The sequence below is a fragment of the Bacillus sp. FSL R9-9410 genome (assembly GCF_038050385.1).
Classification (GTDB): domain Bacteria; phylum Bacillota; class Bacilli; order Bacillales; family Bacillaceae_G; genus Bacillus_A; species Bacillus_A cereus_U.
Genome location: NZ_JBBOTV010000002.1, coordinates 1 through 16,267 on the forward strand (window position 1 = coordinate 1; position 16,267 = coordinate 16,267).

The window sequence follows — 16,267 nt, forward strand, 5'->3', positions numbered from 1 at the left end:
CACGTTGTTTGTTTCGTTCAGTTTTCAAAGAACTTGTTCGCCGCTTCAGAAGCGACTTCATCATATTAACATCTTCATTTTTCGATGTCAACTATGTTTTTTAATTTCTTTTTTGTCGTTTTCTGCGTTTCCGCATCAGCGACGTTTATTAATATATCATGTGAAAAAATGAAATGCAACACCTTTTGAAAACTTTTTTGAAACCAACTACATTTCTTTTTTAATATCCTATACTTAAACGAAACATCTCTTTCATTTCTAAGTAATTCCTACATATATTCTATAGAAAGTCACTCTGCCAAAAAGTGTTTCTTTCTATAGAAACGTTTTATTCATATACCATATCATACAAGGAGGAATATACATGGACTACACCGACTTATTAATAAAACTAGGTCTCTCGGCCATTTTAGGATTCGCCATCGGTTTAGAGCGCGAATTAAAACGTAAACCACTCGGTTTAAAAACGTGTTTAGTTATTTCTATAGTTAGTTGCCTCCTGACGATTGTTTCTATTAAAGCAGCTTACAACTTACCACATACCGATCATATGAATATGGATCCACTTCGACTTGCCGCTCAAATTGTATCAGGAATCGGTTTTTTAGGTGCCGGTGTAATTTTACGAAGAGGAAACGATAGTATTGCGGGATTAACGACCGCCGCTATGATTTGGGGTGCTTCTGGCATTGGCATTGCCGTTGGAGCCGGCTTCTATATCGAGGCTATTTTCGGAATGTGTTTCCTTATGATTAGTGTAGAACTTATACCCTTAACGATGAAATTCGTCGGTCCTAGATCATTTCGCCAACGTGATATCGCAGTGAAACTTGTTGTACGAAATATGGACAATATCCCGACCGTAATTGAAGAAATAAAAGAAATGGATATAAAAGTTAAGAACATGAAGCTCAAAACATTGGAAAATGGTTCGCACTATTTACATTTGAAATTGTCTATCGATCAAAAAAGACATACTGCCGATGTTTACTATGCTCTCCAACATCTTGAAAGTGTTCAACAAACTGAAGTTGAAAGTATGTATTAATTATGAAACGAACTCTCTTTTTAATTAGAGAGTTTTTCTTTTTTCTATAATGGTAACAATGAATGTAGTCCTGAAACGTAAGGAGGAATAGGAACTTGAAATCCCGCTCGAATTTAGTAGATACATTTCGTGATTCCATTATTTTTCGTTTAATTTGTTTTATTATTGTACTTACTGCCTTCTCCGGCTTTCTTATACATATATTAGAGCCATCTCACTTCACCACATGGTTCGACGGGGTTTGGTGGTCCATCGTTACCATTTTCACCGTTGGATACGGCGATTTCGCCCCCCATACAACGATAGGAAAACTTATTGGTATGTGCATTATTTTATTAGGAACTGGATTTTGTTCTTATTATATGGTTCTATTCGCTACCGACATGATTAATAAACAATATATGAGAATTAAAGGAGAAGAAGCTGCTACCTCTAATGGTCATATGATTATCGTTGGCTGGAATGAGCGTGCAAAACATGTTGTAAAACAAATGCACATATTACAACCGAGCCTTGATATCGTTTTAATTGATGAAACACTTTCTTTACTTCCAAAGCCATTTCATCATTTAGAATTTATAAAAGGTTGTCCGCATCACGATCAAACTTTATTAAAAGCTAACATTACAACAGCTCACACTATATTAATAACATCAGATAAAGAGAAGAACGAAAGCTTAGCAGATACACAGTCCATTTTAAATATTTTAACTGCAAAAGGACTTAATCCAAACATTCACTGCATCGCTGAACTTCTTACTTCTGAACAAATCCAAAATGCAACGAGAGCTGGCGTATCAGAAATTATAGAAGGAAATAAATTAACGAGCTATGTATTTACCGCTTCTCTTTTATTCCCTTCCATTTCAGGTGTACTATTCTCACTTTACGATGAAATCTCCGATAACAAATTACAACTGATGGAGATTTCCCCGTCCTGCACCGGACAATCCTTTGCAAATTGTAGCTATACTCTTTTAAAGCAAAACATTCTCTTACTGGGTGTAAAGCGCGACGAACAATATATGATCAATCCAGTTCATTCTTTCATTCTCATCGAAAGCGACATACTCATCGTTATTCACCATTAAAAAAATGATTTTCTAGTTCTTGTACCAGTACTTTACCAATACTGATATATTTTCTTTTCACGTCTCCATCGGGATCTTTTGGCTCAGCAAATTGATCAACTCCACTCGTTCCAGCTGTTAAAGAATTAACATTATCATCTAGTTCGTCTTGATATACGTGCGAAAGAATATACGGCGTTTCAAGACGGACTATTACCTCAGGCACATCTAGTTCTCCATCCACCGCTGTAAATGGTATTCGTAAAAATTGATAGCCATCTTCTTCGTCGATTTTATAATCAAAACATCCTTTATCATAATCCCAATTACCACCAATACTATATCCAAGTGGTTTCATAACCTCTTCTAACTTATATAACGCATATGTACGTCCTTCTAAATTTGATTGAATCGGAATCAAGCCCATCCCTCCTAGACTTTTCCTTTAGCATACCCATTCTAGTTTGAATATACCGATGTACTTTTTCGTAAAACAACAAAAAGCGACCGGAGACCCGATCGCTTTTTATTATTTCAAACGCTCTTCTAATTCTGCTTTTAACTCTTCAAATCCTGGTTTTCCAAGTAGAGCAAACATATTTTTCTTGTACGCTTCTACTCCTGGTTGGTCAAATGGATTTACGCCTAATAGGTAGCCGCTCATCGCACATGCTTTTTCGAAGAAGTATACAAGGTAACCGAATGTGTACTCGTTTAGTTCTGGAATGTTTACGATTAAGTTCGGTACTCCGCCATCGCTATGTGCAAGTAATGTACCTTCGTATGCTTTTGTGTTTACGAAGTCTATCGTTTCACCAGCAAGGTAGTTTAATCCATCTAAATCGTTGTCGTCTAATTCGATTTTTAGTTCGTGTGTAGATTTACCTACTTTAAGAACTGTTTCGAATAGGTCACGACGACCTTCTTGAATGTATTGACCTAATGAGTGCAAGTCAGTTGAGAAGTTTGCTGAAGATGGGAAAATACCTTTTTGATCTTTTCCTTCACTTTCACCAAATAACTGTTTCCACCACTCAGAGAAGTAGTGAAGTGCTGGCTCATAGTTAACAAGCATTTCAATTGTTTTTCCTTTATTGTATAGGGCATTACGAACTACTGCGTATTGGTAAGCTGGGTTTTCTTCAAGTTCTGATTTCGCGAAATCATTATGACCAGCAGCTGCACCGTTCATCATCTCTTCAATGTTTAGGCCACTTACTGCGATTGGCAATAAACCTACTGGTGTTAATACAGAGAAACGACCGCCAACATCATCCGGAATAACGAACGTTTCGTAGCCTTCATTATCCGATAATGTTTTTAAAGCACCGCGCGCTTTATCTGTAGTCGCATAAATACGTTTGCGAGATTCTTCTTTTCCATACTTTTCTTCTAATAATTTACGGAAAATACGGAATGCGATTGCAGGTTCTGTTGTTGTACCTGATTTGGAAATAACGTTAATAGAAAAGTCTTTCCCTTCTAGTACGTCCATTAAATCTTTCATATAAGTGGAGCTAATGTTTTGTCCAACAAATAGCACTTGTGGAGTTTTACGTTGTTCTTTAGAAAGCGTGTTATAGAAAGAATGGTTTAACATTTCGATTGCTGCGCGTGCTCCTAGGTAAGAACCACCAATACCTACAACAAGTAAAATGTCAGAGTCGTTTTTAATTTTTTCTGCGCATTTTTGAATGCGAGCAAATTCTTCTTTATCATATTGAAGCGGAAGCTCTACCCACCCAAGGAAATCGTTCCCAGCTCCAGTTTTTTCGTGGATTGCATGATGTGTTACTTTTACTGCATCACGTAAATAAGTTAGTTCATTTTCACCGATGAAGGATAATGCTTTAGAATAGTCGAACGTTACATGTGTACTCATCTTTTTCCCTCCAATTATGTATATGTATTTCTGTATTCACTTTAGCGAAACTAAAGTTGTAAATCAAGCGATTCAATAATTGTAAACGTAACCATTATTTATTTTTTAGAAAAAGTTCATTTTTTGCATAAAAATCCGAATTTTTCAGTATAGATGTATATACATCGTTTTTCGTACATTTTTTATGTATAAAAACAACAAAACTATACCATTCTATAAAGGAGTTAAATTTTCTTATTAACTCCTTGCTTGCTCACGCTTCACATTAAGGGGGGACTTTTCATGAGTACCTTGCAACGTATCGCATTAGTCTTCACTGTAATCGGCGCTGTTAACTGGGGACTGATCGGGTTCTTCCAGTTTGACTTAGTAGCGGCTATTTTCGGTGGACAGAACTCAGCTCTTGCACGTATCATTTACGGCATCGTTGGTATTTCTGGGCTTATCAATCTCGGCTTACTATTTAAACCATCCGAGAATCTTGGTACTCACCCAGAAACACATGAAATTCAATAGTCAGTATGTCTTTTTCGCCTCCGACATACGAATATGATTGCATGCAATCATATTTGCAAATATATATATATCATAAGTCACAGTAAAAGAGGAACGCTCATATGCGTTCCTCTTTTACTTTATTACCTCCGACTCTTCAATCCATTCTGCTAGCTTTTCTCGCAGCGTATTAAATCCGTTCTCAGATGGATTCGGTATAAGAATTCGTCCTTGCTTTCTTTTCGCCGCTTTTAACGATAAACTCATTTTTCTGTGTTCTTCATCAATTGAAAGTACTTTTACTTCTACTGTATCCCCGACCTTTAAAAAGTCGTGAATGTCTTTTACATACCCATTTGTGATTTCAGATATATGCACAAGTCCTTGTGTTTCTGCATCCAAAGCTACAAATGCACCGTAATCTTGAATTCCAGTTACTTTCCCTGTTACAACCACTCCCGTTGTATATTGTTCTGACATGTGAAACACTCCCATACGTTTACCATTTTCTCTACAATTGTAAATAGCAAAGCAGATGTATTTGTTGTTAAATATCCGATTAGTGAGTAAGTATCCTAAGTAAAACACCGAGGATACTCCCACCTTATATTAGTAAATTATACCACTTTGATAGAACTCATTCAAAATTCACGAAAAAATTTCCTGTAATACGTATAATTCTCCAATATTAGGATAGAATACTAACACATGGCTTTCTAGTATTCCCCCCCTTTTATGGACAAAACGTATTGTGTTTTGTCCTTTTTTTATTCTCTATGAACCGTTCCATTCTCTTCATTGCTTCCATAAGTTGCTCAAGCGATGTTGCATATGAACAACGAATAAATCCTTCACCACTCCCGCCAAACACATTTCCAGGAACAACAGCTACTTTTTCTTCTAATAATAATTGTTCTGCAAATTCTGCTGAAGATAGTCCGGTTGAAGCTATAGAAGGGAAGACATAAAATGCCCCGCCTGGCACATGACATGTTAAGCCCATTTCATTGAAAGATGTCGCCATAAAGTTACGACGTTTTTTATAGCTATCTCTCATTCGAATTACTTCATCATTTCTCCCGCGTAATGCTTCAACTGCTGCAAATTGAGACATCGTCGGTGCACACATCATTGAATACTGGTGGATTTTGAGCATTAATTCTGAAAATTGCACAGGGGCTGCAATCATCCCAAGACGCCATCCCGTCATCGCAAATCCTTTTGAAAACCCTGAAATTAAAATTGTATGGTCACGCATATTTTTAATACTCGCGAAACTCGTATATGCTTCGTCGTATACGAGCTCTGCATAAATTTCATCCGATAACACGATTAAATTATACTTCTCAACAATAACTGCTAGCTTTTCTAATTCGGATTTATTTAACATTGCGCCTGTTGGGTTATTGGGAGAACAAAGTAATATTGCCTTTGTTTTCGTTGTAATAACTGCTTCAATTTGATTTGGCTGTACTTTAAATTCATCTTCTAATGAAGTCGCTACTGGAACTGGGACCCCGCCCGCTAACGTAACAAGTGGTGCATACGAAACAAAACTTGGTTCAATAATAAGTATTTCATCATCAGGGTTTACAATAGCACGCATCGCTACATCTAGCGCTTGACTCGCTCCAACTGTAACAATGATTTCATCATTCGGATCATAAGATACTGCAAATTGTTTTTTTAGATACTTTGCTATTTCTTGACGGAGCTCCAATAATCCTGCATTTGCTGTATATGACGTATATCCTTGTTCTAAAGAACGAATACATGCTTGCCTTACATTCCAAGGTGTAACAAAGTCCGGCTCTCCCACTCCAAGTGAAATAACACCTTTCATACTTGCCGCTAAATCAAAAAACTTTCGTATACCGGACGGTTGTAAAGATTCTGCTACTCTAGATAGGTCAAATTGCTTCACGGTGTCACCACAATTCTCTTATCATCATCTGTCTTTTCATAAATAATCCCCTCATGTTTATACTTCTTCAAAATAAAATGAGTTGTCGTTGAAACGACAGATTCAATTGTTGCTAATTTCTCAGAAACAAACATCGCTACTTCTCCCATCGTCTTTCCTTCTAATGTAATAGAAAGGTCATATGTCCCAGACATTAAATAAACGGATTTCACTTCTGAATAGCGATAAATTTGTTCAGCTACTGCATCAAAACCGACACCACGCTTCGGTGTAACTTTCACATCAATCATCGCCGTTAAACCAGTATGTTCTTTCACTTTTGTCCAATCGATATGTGTTACATAGTCCACGATAATCTTTTCACTTTCTAATTTCGTAACCATTTTTTTCGCTTCTTCTACTTCTATATTTAACAACTTCGCTAATGTATCTACAGATAAACGACTATTCTTTTCAAGACAAGCTAATAATTCCAATTCTTTCTCTGTCACCATATAAATCATCCTTCCTTTTAGTTTCTGTCTAAATTATACAAATACTCTTTCCAGTTTGAAAAGAAGATTTTTTTTGAGAATTATGTCAAAATAAAGTGAAACTTTAATCAGCGGAATGCTTTATCCCGCTGATTATTAACCCGCACCAATCGGGCCTTTACGGGCAGCACGGACTCCCACCTAATCTCTTTGTTTCAGCCGTTTTGGGAGGTGGGAGTCTTACTGCCCGCAAATAGCGGGGTAAAGTGAAACTTGAATCAGTGGGAGCTTCATACCCGCTGATTATTGATTATTAGCACACACCAATCCAGGTAAAGAGGAAAGGGGATGGAACCGTGAAACCAAAAGTATATATTGCCGAACCAGTTCCAACATTTGTAGAAAACTATTTATCAGAACACTGTGATTTTGAAAAATGGGATCAAAACGAGAAAGTACCTCGTGATGTTCTATTAAAAAAAATAAAAGATAAAGATGGGTTATTAAATTTCGGATCTACTATAAATGAAGAGTTATTGCAGGCTGCTCCTAATTTAAAAGTAGTAAGTAACATTTCTGTTGGCCATGATAACTTTGATTTAAAAGCGATGGAAAAACAAAATGTTATCGGAACGAATACTCCATATGTGTTAGATGATACAGTAGCCGATCTCGTTTTCGCTCTTATGTTATCTGCTGGTCGCCGTGTTTGCGAACTCAATTCCTATGTAAAAAATGGTGAATGGAACGCTGAAATCGGAAAAGAACACTTCGGACTAGATGTACATCATAGTACGATCGGTATTATCGGAATGGGACGAATTGGAGAAGCTGTCGCAAAGCGAGCGAAATTCGGCTTTGATATGAATGTCCTTTACTATAACCGTCGCCGTAAAGAAAAAGCTGAGCAAAAATTTGATGCTACATATTGTGATTTACAAACTCTAATCAAACAATCTGATTTTATTATTCTCCTTACTCCATTAACAGATGAAACGTATCATCTTATCGGTGAAAAGGAATTTTCACTAATGAAAGAAACAGCAATTTTCATTAATGCTTCTCGCGGGAAAACAGTAGATGAAACTGCATTAATTCATGCGTTAACAGAAAAGAAAATATTTGCAGCCGGCATCGACACATTTACACAAGAGCCGATTCAAAAAGAGAATCCGCTCTTATCATTACAAAACGTTGTAACTTTACCGCACATCGGATCTGCAACATTAAAAACTCGGCAGCAAATGGCAATGACAGCTGCTGAAAATTTAGTAGCAGGATTACAAGGAAAAACACCACCTAATATTGTGCGTGGGTAATTATAAATACGCAAAAGGCAAGATGACGATGTCATCTTGCCTTTTTTTGTTAACATATTTTGTTTCTTGCCTGGAGATGATATGAACAAAAATCAATGGAGTGACAAAAAATGAACCATGAATGCAAATGCCCTTACTTCACTTTTTCCACTCGCGGGACTACTATTCATTACGAATTGTATGAACACAATACTAAAAAAGAGCGACCTACTTTCGTACTCGTTCACGGCTTCCTCTCTTCCTCATTTAGCTATCGACGACTCATTCCTTTACTAACAAAGGAAGGTACAGTAATTGCCCTTGATTTACCACCATTCGGAAAAAGTGATAAATCTCATCTCTTTAAATATTCTTATCACAATTTAGCAGCTATTATTATCGATTTAATCGAACATTTATCTCTCTCGAATATTGTATTAGTTGGTCATTCTATGGGCGGACAAATTTCACTCTTTGTAAACCGACTACGCCCTGAATTAATTTCAAAAACGATTTTACTATGTAGCTCTAGTTATTTAGCACGCGCAAACTTCCCTTTACTGTACTCCTCTTATTTACCGTTCTTCCACTTATACGTGAAGAACTGGATTATTCGAAGGGGCATCGTTCATAATTTAATGAATGTCGTTCATGACCATTCATTAATTGACAATGAAATGATGGAAGGCTATGCTGCTCCTTTTTATGATGATCGTATATTCCCTGCTTTAACTCGAATGATAAGAGACCGTGAAGGTGACTTATCTTCAACTGAATTACAAAAAATCGAAACCCCAGTATTACTCATTTGGGGTGAAAAGGATCGCGTCGTCCCTGTACATGTAGGACACCGTCTCCATAAAGACCTACCTAATTCAACTTTCATTTCTTATGAAAATACAGGCCACTTACTCCCTGAAGAAAAGCCCGATCATGTTTATGAAGAAATTATTGCGTTTGCGACGCAATAAAGTGAAGCTTTAATCCGTGGGAGGTTCTATTCCCACGGGTTATTAGCCTTCACCAATCGGGTTTTTACGGGCAGTTTGATTTCTCGCCTAACCCCTTTGCTTCAACCGAATTTTGAGGCGGGAGTCTTACTGCCCCGTTAAAACGGGATAAAGTGAAGCTTTAATCAATCCGAATGAAAATAAACAAAAAGGCTGTCGTAAATTCCGACAGCCTATAATGAACAACTTCCGCCTTCTTTTAGTACGAGTAACTCTACTGCTAATTTTTCGCATTTTTCAAGTGCAGGTACTTCTTCAAAAGACATAAAGTATATATGTTGAATCTTCTTTGCGATGTATTTCGGATCATCAAACACACTTACGACGTTTACAACATCGCTCGCTTCTGTTTCATAAAACTCCGGTCCCATTTGAAACGGATCCCAATTTTTCACAACCTCAATCATTTTGTCATATGCACCCATCTATTTCCCGCCTTTTCACTTTTTAATGCTTTTCTTTATCGTATCACATCAGCTATTCTATAAGAAGAGTGAGAATTTTCATAACTTAACAGTTTGACAGAAGAAAGGAGCAAACATATGCAACTATTTCATAAAACGGTAAATCGTCGCGGAACACATAGTACAAAATGGGATACATATAAAAATGAAGAGCTCATCCACGCTTGGATTGCCGATATGGATTTTGAAGTACCAAAACCAATTCAAACTGCATTACAAAAACGCATAGAACATCCTATTTTCGGCTATACACTTCCTCCTGAAAATATTGGGGATATCATTTGTAATTGGACGAAAAGCCAATACAATTGGGAAATACAAAAAGAATGGATTGTATTTAGCGCAGGTATCGTTCCAGCTCTTAGTACGAGCATACAAGCTATAACGAAAGAAGGAGAAGCCGTACTCGTACAACCTCCTATTTATCCACCATTTTTTGAAATGGTCAAAACAAATAATAGACAATTATGTGAGAGTCCCTTGTTTAAACAAAATGGCATATATAAGATAGACTTCGAGCATCTAGAAACTCAATTTAAACAAGGTGTAAAACTAATGCTTCTTTGCAGCCCTCACAATCCTATCGGACGCGTTTGGACGAAAGAGGAGCTAACAAAACTCGGTACGCTATGCACGCAATATAATGTAACCGTTGTCGCGGATGAAATTCACGCCGATATTATTTATAAAGGCCATACTCATACACCGTTTGCTTCTTTATCTGAAGAATTAGCAGCCCGCACTATTACTTGTATGGCTCCGAGCAAAACATTTAATATCGCTGGATTACAAGCATCGATCATTATTATTCCGAATGAAAATCTCCGTAATGCCTTTATGTCTATCCAATATAGACAAGGATTCCACGGATTAAATACATTTGCTTATACAGCAATGCAAAGTGCCTATACAGAATGTAATGATTGGCTAAATGAAATTCGATTGTACGCTGAAGATAATGCTCAATTTGCTTGTGAGTATATTCAAAATCACATACCAGCTCTTTCTGTAATTAAACCAGAAGGTAGTTTTTTACTGTGGATTGATTGTTCCCACTTGGATCTTTCTCAAGATGAACGAACAGCATTACTTGAAGAGAAAGGTAAAATCATCGTTGAGCCTGGTGAGAAATACGGAACAGGTGGAGAAGCCCATATCCGAATTAACATTGGCTGTCCTAGATCTGTTTTAGAAGAAATTTTAAACAGACTACACCATACATTCTCATAACAAAAAAGGAGGCTATCCCAAAATGATTTTGGGATAGCCTCCTTTTTTCGGTAAATCGATATAATTCTACTTACTATCATGTGGTTTTACAACAAAATCTATCATTCACGGTAGCTTCTATTTCTTCTTCATATCCGACGCTTTTTTTACGATAACACCGCAAGCAATTCGGCCACCAGATTTACCAGTTGGTTGCGTCATACCATCATCAGCGTTTTCTGTAATAATAATAGACGCTCCATCTTTTCTATGAATCGTCGTTTTTCCTTCTTCAAGCGTTATATGCGGAGCATCGATTTCTGCTTTAATCTTTCCCGAACCGTCTGCCACTACGTTCGGTAAATCACCATTTTCCGCACCTTTCGGATTCAAGAGCCCATGTTTTTTATTATCTGGATTAAAATGATTCCCAGATGATTCGAAACTTGGCGCTTTACATTCTCCGATTTCATGTACATGTATCCCGTGTGGTCCTGGTGTAAAACCTTCCGCTTTAATCGTAATTTTCACTCCACTTGTTTGCTGAGCTACTTTTGCAGTCCCAACTTCATCACCTGAAGCATTATGTAATTTCACATCAATTTCTTTCGGCTTCCCTTGGTCACAACCCGCCATTAGAAATAGTAAACAACAACTGAAAAAAAGCTGTCTTTTCATTCAATTCCCTCCAAAATACTTTCTGCCCTTAGATTGTCCGAGCATAGAGGGAAACATGCAAAAATGAATTACTGTTTCTTTTCAGCTAAAAGCTTTTCTTCTACTTTCTGTAATCGCTCTGCTTCTCGTTTTGATACACGAATAAACATACGCCACGTAGCAACCGCACCGATGATAAATAGAACGCAAACAATACCTGGAATAATATACTCCGTTTTATCTTCAGGAAAATATAAAGGCATCATATAAAACACTCCTTATCAGGAAATTTATGAAAAGAATTAACATCAGAATTTTCTGTTATATCATTTTAAATTATAGTTGAAGCCTGTCATATTCTCAAGGACATTCAAAAATCAACTGTTTTCTTTGACTCCTTCTTCTACTTTCCTTACTATAAACTTGAGGTGAAAAATATGAGAGAAACATTTGAAATTGGTGAAATCGTTACTGGTATTTATAAAACTGGAAAATACATCGGCGAAATTACAAATAGCCGTCCTGGCAGTTACGTTGTAAAAGTATTAGCTGTTTTAAAACATCCAGTGCAAGGTGATTTACATAATGTAAAACAAGCTGACGTACCATTCTTCCATGAAAGACGTGCTTTAGCTTTTCGTGAACAGACGAACATTCCAGAGCAAATGGTGAAGAAATATGAAGGAGAAATTCCAGATTATACAGAGTCACTAAAATTAGCATTAGAAACTCAAATTAATTCATTTTCTGAAGATGATTCACCTTTTGCGGGGCGTAGTCTAAAAACACTTCAGCAATTGAAGCAAGATTACAAACTTTAAAAAACAAAACGACCAAATTACATATTTTGCAATTTGGTCGTTACTGTGTACTCACTTTCTTTAACACTTTCGAAAAATCAACAAGTTCCCCTAATGTTGGAGGTGCTGGTTTGACTAAATACTCTTTATCTTTTTCTACTAATTTAAAAATATTATATGTCGTCATCGCATCATCAAGCGCACAATGATGCTTTCCTGTTCCTGCTTTTCCATACGCCTCAATTGCTTTCCACAGCCCTGTTTGATTTCTCTCTCCAAAAAACTTCTTATACTCAAGCGATAAATCACGACACTGTCCAAAGAATGGAAATTCTACTCCCGCCATTTCGCAGTTATGCTTTAAGACTTTCATATCCATATTTCCCCACGTTACAATTGTCGGTTTACACCTCTTTTCATATTCTGCAAGTTTCTCAACAAGTTCATGAAAAGAAATTCCTTTGTCCACTACTTCCTGTTTAATTCCTAAAAATTTTTTACATCGATCCGTTAAAGATGGAAATGTTTTCGGTCTAATATGCGCTGAATACGTATCTTCCACCTTACAGCCAACAACTGAAACGAGTCCGACCTCAATAATTTCTGGGAAAAAACCTTTTGGCTTTTTTCTATGCTGGGGCATCGTAAACTCAAAGTCTAAAAACAAAAATCGTTGTTCATCCATACGATCCCTTCCTTATCATCTTTGTCATTCCTTTCTATTTGACACTCCTACACGAACAAGCTCGGATGCTGATTCGATTTTAAATATTCAGATTGGATGTATCTTATATATATGTCAAATGCCCACAAATATTTTTAAAAATAAGAAAAAATGACCTATGCAGAAAATATGACAAAATAAACCCTTTCATTTACATCCGCCATTTTTCTACTTTATAATGACTTTATGTGTGTTTCATCTAGTTAATTTTTTGACACACTAAGAAAAGTGAACGAAAGGAGATGAGAGTTTTGCACGAAACAACGCAAGAGCTCGCAAACTGGCAGTATTATTTTGCTATCGCAGTCTTTTTAATTACATATGCCATTATTATTTCTGAAAAAATTAACCGCGCTGTCATCGCACTTCTTGGTGCGGCATTCATGGTAATTGCAGGGGTCGTTGACTTACACAATGCCTTTACGAAACATATTGAATGGGGAACAATTACATTGCTCATCGGTATGATGATACTGGTAAACATTACAAGTAAGTCAGGTGTCTTCCAATACGTTGCCATTAAAGCCGCAAAAGGAGCACAAGGAAATCCAATTAAAATTTTAATTTCACTTTCCTTACTTACCGCGCTTGGCTCCGCATTTTTAGATAACGTTACAACAGTACTTCTTGTTGTTCCAGTTACTTTATCTATTACGCGCATCTTGCAAGTAAATCCTGTTCCATATTTACTTTCTGAAATTATTTTTTCAAATATCGGAGGAACAGCAACATTAATTGGTGATCCGCCAAATATTATGATTGGTTCTGCAAATAAGCATTTAGATTTCAATGCTTTCTTATTCAACTTAGCACCTATCGTAATCATCATTATTGCTGTTACAGCAACAATTCTTTACTTCATGTACCGTAAGCAATTAATTGCTGATTCTGTGCAAATTAAAAAATTAATGAGCTTAGATGAAAAACAATACATTAAAGACCCAGTATTAATGAAGAAATCTTTAACAGTACTTGGCCTTACTATTTTAGGTTTCATGACTCATTCCATTTTCCATATTGATGCAGCTATCATCGCCTTAACTGGCGCTACTGTACTTATGCTAATCGGTGTGAAAGAGCATGAAATTGAAGAGGTATTCGCAAGTGTAGAGTGGGTAACAATCTTCTTCTTCGCGGGACTATTCGTACTCGTTGGAGGACTTATTGATATCGGGCTTATCAAAATGTTAGCTCAAAAAGTAATTGGAATAACAGGCGGAGATATTTCTCAGGCATCTATCCTTGTTCTATGGGTATCTGGTATCGCCTCTGCAACAATCGATAACATTCCATTCGTTGCAACAATGATTCCACTTATTAACGATATGGCAGTTGGGCTAGGTTTATCACCTTCTGACGCACAAATCGACGTACTATGGTGGGCATTAGCATTAGGTGCTTGCTTAGGTGGAAACGGAACATTAATCGGGGCTTCTGCTAACGTAATCGTAGCCGGAATCGCAAGTCGTGAAGGACATAAATTCAGCTACATGGAATTCCTTAAAGTCGGCTTCCCAATTATGATCGTTTCATTAATCATTTCTCACATTTACATTTACTTACGCTATCTTATGTAGTAGAAAAAAGCGCCCTGCTGAGCAGGGCGCTTTTTTCAGCATATCCGAATTATTATGAAACCAAATATATCGACCGCAGGGCAACTTTGATACGCCTACTCGTTATACCTCACCGGCTCATTCCGAATAATGAACAAATGAATCGGCAAGAAAACCGAAAATGTGATTGTATGAATGATCGTAAATAGTATGGAATTCGTTCCGTATCTATCCAAAATAGCGTAGATAAGATAAATAGACAGTACAAGTGATACAGCTGTTGCTAATATATATAGAATTGGTACGAAATTAAAGATGAAGCATCCAACATATATGCCAAATACTTTCCACCCTGCTTCTTCTTTCAAGAAATCTGGTAATTTATCTTTCGCTAAATCACCCCATATCTTACTATTTATAAACGGAATAAAAGCAAGAACACCATCAGTTGCACCATCATTTTTCGCCATCGTATAAAGTGCAAAAGCCGTTAACAAATACGAAATAATTGCCCAAATTATTATAACAAGAATAAACGCAAAACTAAGAGCAAAGAAACCTGCTAGTACGCCTTGATCTTCCATCTTATCCTCTCCTCTCTCTTCTCAACATATTTCATTACATTGCAAGTTATGTTTTAAAATTCACCCAAACTCTTTGTATAATAAGAGAAGAAAGATAATAAGAGAGGAGCCCATAACTATGCATCCATTTGTAAAGGCATTACAAGAGCATTTTACAGCTCATCAAAATCCCGAAAAAGCAGAACCGATGGCACGTTATATGAAAAATCACTTCCCGTTTCTCGGCATTCAAACTCCTGAGAGAAGACAATTGTTGAAAGACGTCATTCAAATACATACTCTCCCAGATAAAAAGGACTTCCAAATTATCATACGTGAGCTTTGGGACTTACCAGAACGTGAATTTCAAGCTGCCGCACTCGATATCATGCAAAAATATAAAAAGCACATAAACGAAACTCATATCCCATTTCTAGAAGAACTTATTGTCACAAAATCTTGGTGGGACTCTGTTGATAGCATCGTCCCTACATTTTTAGGTGCCATCTTTTTAAACCATCCAGAATTAATTTCCGCATATATTCCAAAATGGATTGCATCAGAAAACATATGGTTACAGCGTGCCGCTATTTTATTCCAGCTAAAATATAAACAAAAAATGGATGAAGAACTCCTTTTCTGGATTATCGGACAACTACATTCCTCAAAAGAATTTTTCATTCAAAAAGCAATCGGCTGGGTCCTTCGCGAATATGCAAAAACAAAGCCAGATGTAGTTTGGAAATACGTTCAAACTAACGAGCTTGCTCCATTAAGTAAACGCGAAGCAATTAAGCACATTAAACAAAATTACGGAATAAATAATGAAAAAATAGGCGAGACTCTATCATAGATAGGCACGTCCCTCTATTGTGATTTAAAAAAGAACGTGTTAGAATATGTTCATTATTATTAATATAAGTAGCGATGACGGACTTATAAGTACTTGCACAAAAAGCGATTCAGGGATAGTGAAAGCCTGAAACCGCAAGGAAACGGCAGTCTCGAGCAATACGTGATGAAAGTGGATGTGTGAAATGCACATCAACTAGGGTGGAACCGCGGGTATATACAAGCTCGTCCCTAGGCATGAT

General features: G+C 36.8%; 19 protein-coding genes. 9 read left to right on the plus strand and 10 right to left on the minus strand.

The annotated features are described in order from the left end of the window. The first annotated feature begins 364 nt into the window (after positions 1-364). Positions 365-1,048, plus strand: a complete 684-nt coding sequence (locus MKX77_RS23925; RefSeq protein ID WP_215554582.1) for an MgtC/SapB family protein — start codon at positions 365-367, stop codon at positions 1,046-1,048. Positions 1,049-1,143: 95 nt separating this feature from the next. After that, entirely contained in the window at positions 1,144-2,139 is a 996-nt protein-coding gene (locus MKX77_RS23930) for a potassium channel family protein (protein ID WP_341307997.1), read from the plus strand. On the opposite strand, the gene MKX77_RS23935 is transcribed toward MKX77_RS23930, so the two are convergent. Both MKX77_RS23935 and MKX77_RS23940 read right to left on the minus strand, forming a co-directional pair. Beyond that, on the minus strand, positions 2,126-2,539 hold the full coding sequence (locus tag MKX77_RS23935) for a YugN-like family protein (protein WP_341307998.1): 414 nt from the start codon (positions 2,537-2,539) through the stop codon (positions 2,126-2,128). The two genes, MKX77_RS23930 and MKX77_RS23935, sit on opposite strands and share 14 nt — an antisense overlap. Before the next feature lie 108 nt (positions 2,540-2,647). Beyond that, on the minus strand, positions 2,648-4,000 hold the full coding sequence (locus MKX77_RS23940) for a glucose-6-phosphate isomerase (RefSeq protein ID WP_215554585.1): 1,353 nt from the start codon (positions 3,998-4,000) through the stop codon (positions 2,648-2,650). Positions 4,001-4,282: 282 nt separating this feature from the next. Here MKX77_RS23940 and MKX77_RS23945 point away from each other — a divergent pair, with 282 nt between their 5' ends. Beyond that, positions 4,283-4,516 (plus strand): DUF378 domain-containing protein, encoded by a 234-nt coding sequence (locus tag MKX77_RS23945; RefSeq protein ID WP_002034535.1) that lies wholly within the window; start codon positions 4,283-4,285, stop codon positions 4,514-4,516. Positions 4,517-4,630: 114 nt separating this feature from the next. On the opposite strand, the gene yugI is transcribed toward MKX77_RS23945, so the two are convergent. From yugI to MKX77_RS23960, 3 genes are all read right to left on the minus strand, one after another. Continuing rightward, a complete protein-coding gene (gene yugI, locus MKX77_RS23950; RefSeq protein ID WP_002015848.1) occupies positions 4,631-4,975 on the minus strand; it encodes a S1 domain-containing post-transcriptional regulator GSP13 in 345 nt (114 codons plus the stop codon). Between the two features lie 253 nt (positions 4,976-5,228). Continuing rightward, a complete protein-coding gene (locus MKX77_RS23955; protein WP_341307999.1) occupies positions 5,229-6,419 on the minus strand; it encodes an aminotransferase in 1,191 nt (396 codons plus the stop codon). Further along, positions 6,416-6,913: an Lrp/AsnC family transcriptional regulator gene (locus tag MKX77_RS23960; protein WP_016106498.1), complete on the minus strand. Its 498-nt coding sequence runs from the start codon at positions 6,911-6,913 to the stop codon at positions 6,416-6,418. Before MKX77_RS23960 ends, MKX77_RS23955 begins: the two co-directional genes overlap by 4 nt. A 305-nt stretch (positions 6,914-7,218) precedes the next feature. Here MKX77_RS23960 and MKX77_RS23965 point away from each other — a divergent pair, with 305 nt between their 5' ends. Both MKX77_RS23965 and MKX77_RS23970 read left to right on the plus strand, forming a co-directional pair. Continuing rightward, positions 7,219-8,211, plus strand: a complete 993-nt coding sequence (locus MKX77_RS23965; protein ID WP_341308246.1) for a 2-hydroxyacid dehydrogenase — start codon at positions 7,219-7,221, stop codon at positions 8,209-8,211. Positions 8,212-8,321: 110 nt separating this feature from the next. Then, positions 8,322-9,161: an alpha/beta fold hydrolase gene (locus MKX77_RS23970; RefSeq protein WP_341308000.1), complete on the plus strand. Its 840-nt coding sequence runs from the start codon at positions 8,322-8,324 to the stop codon at positions 9,159-9,161. 212 nt (positions 9,162-9,373) lie between these two features. On the opposite strand, the gene MKX77_RS23975 is transcribed toward MKX77_RS23970, so the two are convergent. Further along, positions 9,374-9,625, minus strand: coding sequence for a YugE family protein (locus MKX77_RS23975; RefSeq protein WP_002015854.1), 252 nt, complete (start codon positions 9,623-9,625; stop codon positions 9,374-9,376). Positions 9,626-9,742: 117 nt separating this feature from the next. On the opposite strand from MKX77_RS23975, the gene MKX77_RS23980 reads away from it, so the two are divergent. Next, positions 9,743-10,894, plus strand: coding sequence for a MalY/PatB family protein (locus MKX77_RS23980; RefSeq protein ID WP_341308001.1), 1,152 nt, complete (start codon positions 9,743-9,745; stop codon positions 10,892-10,894). A gap of 117 nt (positions 10,895-11,011) precedes the next feature. Here the strand turns inward: MKX77_RS23980 and MKX77_RS23985 are convergent, their stop codons facing one another. Together MKX77_RS23985 and MKX77_RS23990 are read right to left on the minus strand one after the other, a co-directional pair. Further along, entirely contained in the window at positions 11,012-11,551 is a 540-nt protein-coding gene (locus tag MKX77_RS23985) for a superoxide dismutase family protein (RefSeq protein WP_341308002.1), read from the minus strand. Positions 11,552-11,619: 68 nt separating this feature from the next. Next, the gene (locus MKX77_RS23990) at positions 11,620-11,796 is read right to left on the minus strand and encodes a hypothetical protein (protein ID WP_000982763.1); all 177 of its coding nucleotides are present in this window, start codon (positions 11,794-11,796) and stop codon (positions 11,620-11,622) included. Between the two features lie 171 nt (positions 11,797-11,967). On the opposite strand from MKX77_RS23990, the gene MKX77_RS23995 reads away from it, so the two are divergent. Continuing rightward, complete coding sequence (locus MKX77_RS23995; RefSeq protein WP_341308003.1) at positions 11,968-12,351, plus strand: kinase-associated lipoprotein B; 384 nt, start codon at positions 11,968-11,970, stop codon at positions 12,349-12,351. Positions 12,352-12,391: 40 nt separating this feature from the next. Here MKX77_RS23995 and kapD read toward each other — a convergent pair whose 3' ends face one another. Next, positions 12,392-13,015 carry a 3'-5' exonuclease KapD gene (gene kapD / locus MKX77_RS24000; protein ID WP_341308004.1) on the minus strand — a complete coding sequence of 208 codons (624 nt, stop codon included), beginning with the start codon at positions 13,013-13,015 and terminating at the stop codon, positions 12,392-12,394. 290 nt (positions 13,016-13,305) lie between these two features. On the opposite strand from kapD, the gene MKX77_RS24005 reads away from it, so the two are divergent. Further along, positions 13,306-14,631, plus strand: a complete 1,326-nt coding sequence (locus MKX77_RS24005) for an ArsB/NhaD family transporter (protein ID WP_341308005.1) — start codon at positions 13,306-13,308, stop codon at positions 14,629-14,631. A gap of 95 nt (positions 14,632-14,726) precedes the next feature. Here the strand turns inward: MKX77_RS24005 and MKX77_RS24010 are convergent, their stop codons facing one another. Continuing rightward, the gene (locus tag MKX77_RS24010) at positions 14,727-15,194 is read right to left on the minus strand and encodes a hypothetical protein (RefSeq protein ID WP_002015861.1); all 468 of its coding nucleotides are present in this window, start codon (positions 15,192-15,194) and stop codon (positions 14,727-14,729) included. 118 nt (positions 15,195-15,312) lie between these two features. On the opposite strand from MKX77_RS24010, the gene MKX77_RS24015 reads away from it, so the two are divergent. Then, entirely contained in the window at positions 15,313-16,026 is a 714-nt protein-coding gene (locus MKX77_RS24015; RefSeq protein WP_341308006.1) for a DNA alkylation repair protein, read from the plus strand. The last annotated feature ends 241 nt before the right edge of the window (positions 16,027-16,267 follow it).

Bases quoted from the DNA above. Each gene is read 5' to 3' on its own strand.
- MKX77_RS23925 (WP_215554582.1), top strand. From the start codon at position 365: ATGGACTACACCGACTTATTAATAAAACTAGGTCTCTCGGCCATTTTA.
- MKX77_RS23970 (WP_341308000.1), top strand. From the start codon at position 8,322: ATGAACCATGAATGCAAATGCCCTTACTTCACTTTTTCCACTCGCGGG.
- MKX77_RS24010 (WP_002015861.1), bottom strand. From the start codon at position 15,194: ATGGAAGATCAAGGCGTACTAGCAGGTTTCTTTGCTCTTAGTTTTGCG.
- MKX77_RS23975 (WP_002015854.1), bottom strand. From the start codon at position 9,625: ATGGGTGCATATGACAAAATGATTGAGGTTGTGAAAAATTGGGATCCG.
- MKX77_RS23960 (WP_016106498.1), bottom strand. From the start codon at position 6,913: ATGGTGACAGAGAAAGAATTGGAATTATTAGCTTGTCTTGAAAAGAAT.
- MKX77_RS23985 (WP_341308002.1), bottom strand. From the start codon at position 11,551: ATGAAAAGACAGCTTTTTTTCAGTTGTTGTTTACTATTTCTAATGGCG.
- MKX77_RS23945 (WP_002034535.1), top strand. From the start codon at position 4,283: ATGAGTACCTTGCAACGTATCGCATTAGTCTTCACTGTAATCGGCGCT.
- yugI (WP_002015848.1), bottom strand. From the start codon at position 4,975: ATGTCAGAACAATATACAACGGGAGTGGTTGTAACAGGGAAAGTAACT.
- kapD (WP_341308004.1), bottom strand. From the start codon at position 13,015: ATGGATGAACAACGATTTTTGTTTTTAGACTTTGAGTTTACGATGCCC.
- MKX77_RS23990 (WP_000982763.1), bottom strand. From the start codon at position 11,796: ATGATGCCTTTATATTTTCCTGAAGATAAAACGGAGTATATTATTCCA.
- MKX77_RS23940 (WP_215554585.1), bottom strand. From the start codon at position 4,000: ATGAGTACACATGTAACGTTCGACTATTCTAAAGCATTATCCTTCATC.
- MKX77_RS23980 (WP_341308001.1), top strand. From the start codon at position 9,743: ATGCAACTATTTCATAAAACGGTAAATCGTCGCGGAACACATAGTACA.
- MKX77_RS24015 (WP_341308006.1), top strand. From the start codon at position 15,313: ATGCATCCATTTGTAAAGGCATTACAAGAGCATTTTACAGCTCATCAA.
- MKX77_RS23995 (WP_341308003.1), top strand. From the start codon at position 11,968: ATGAGAGAAACATTTGAAATTGGTGAAATCGTTACTGGTATTTATAAA.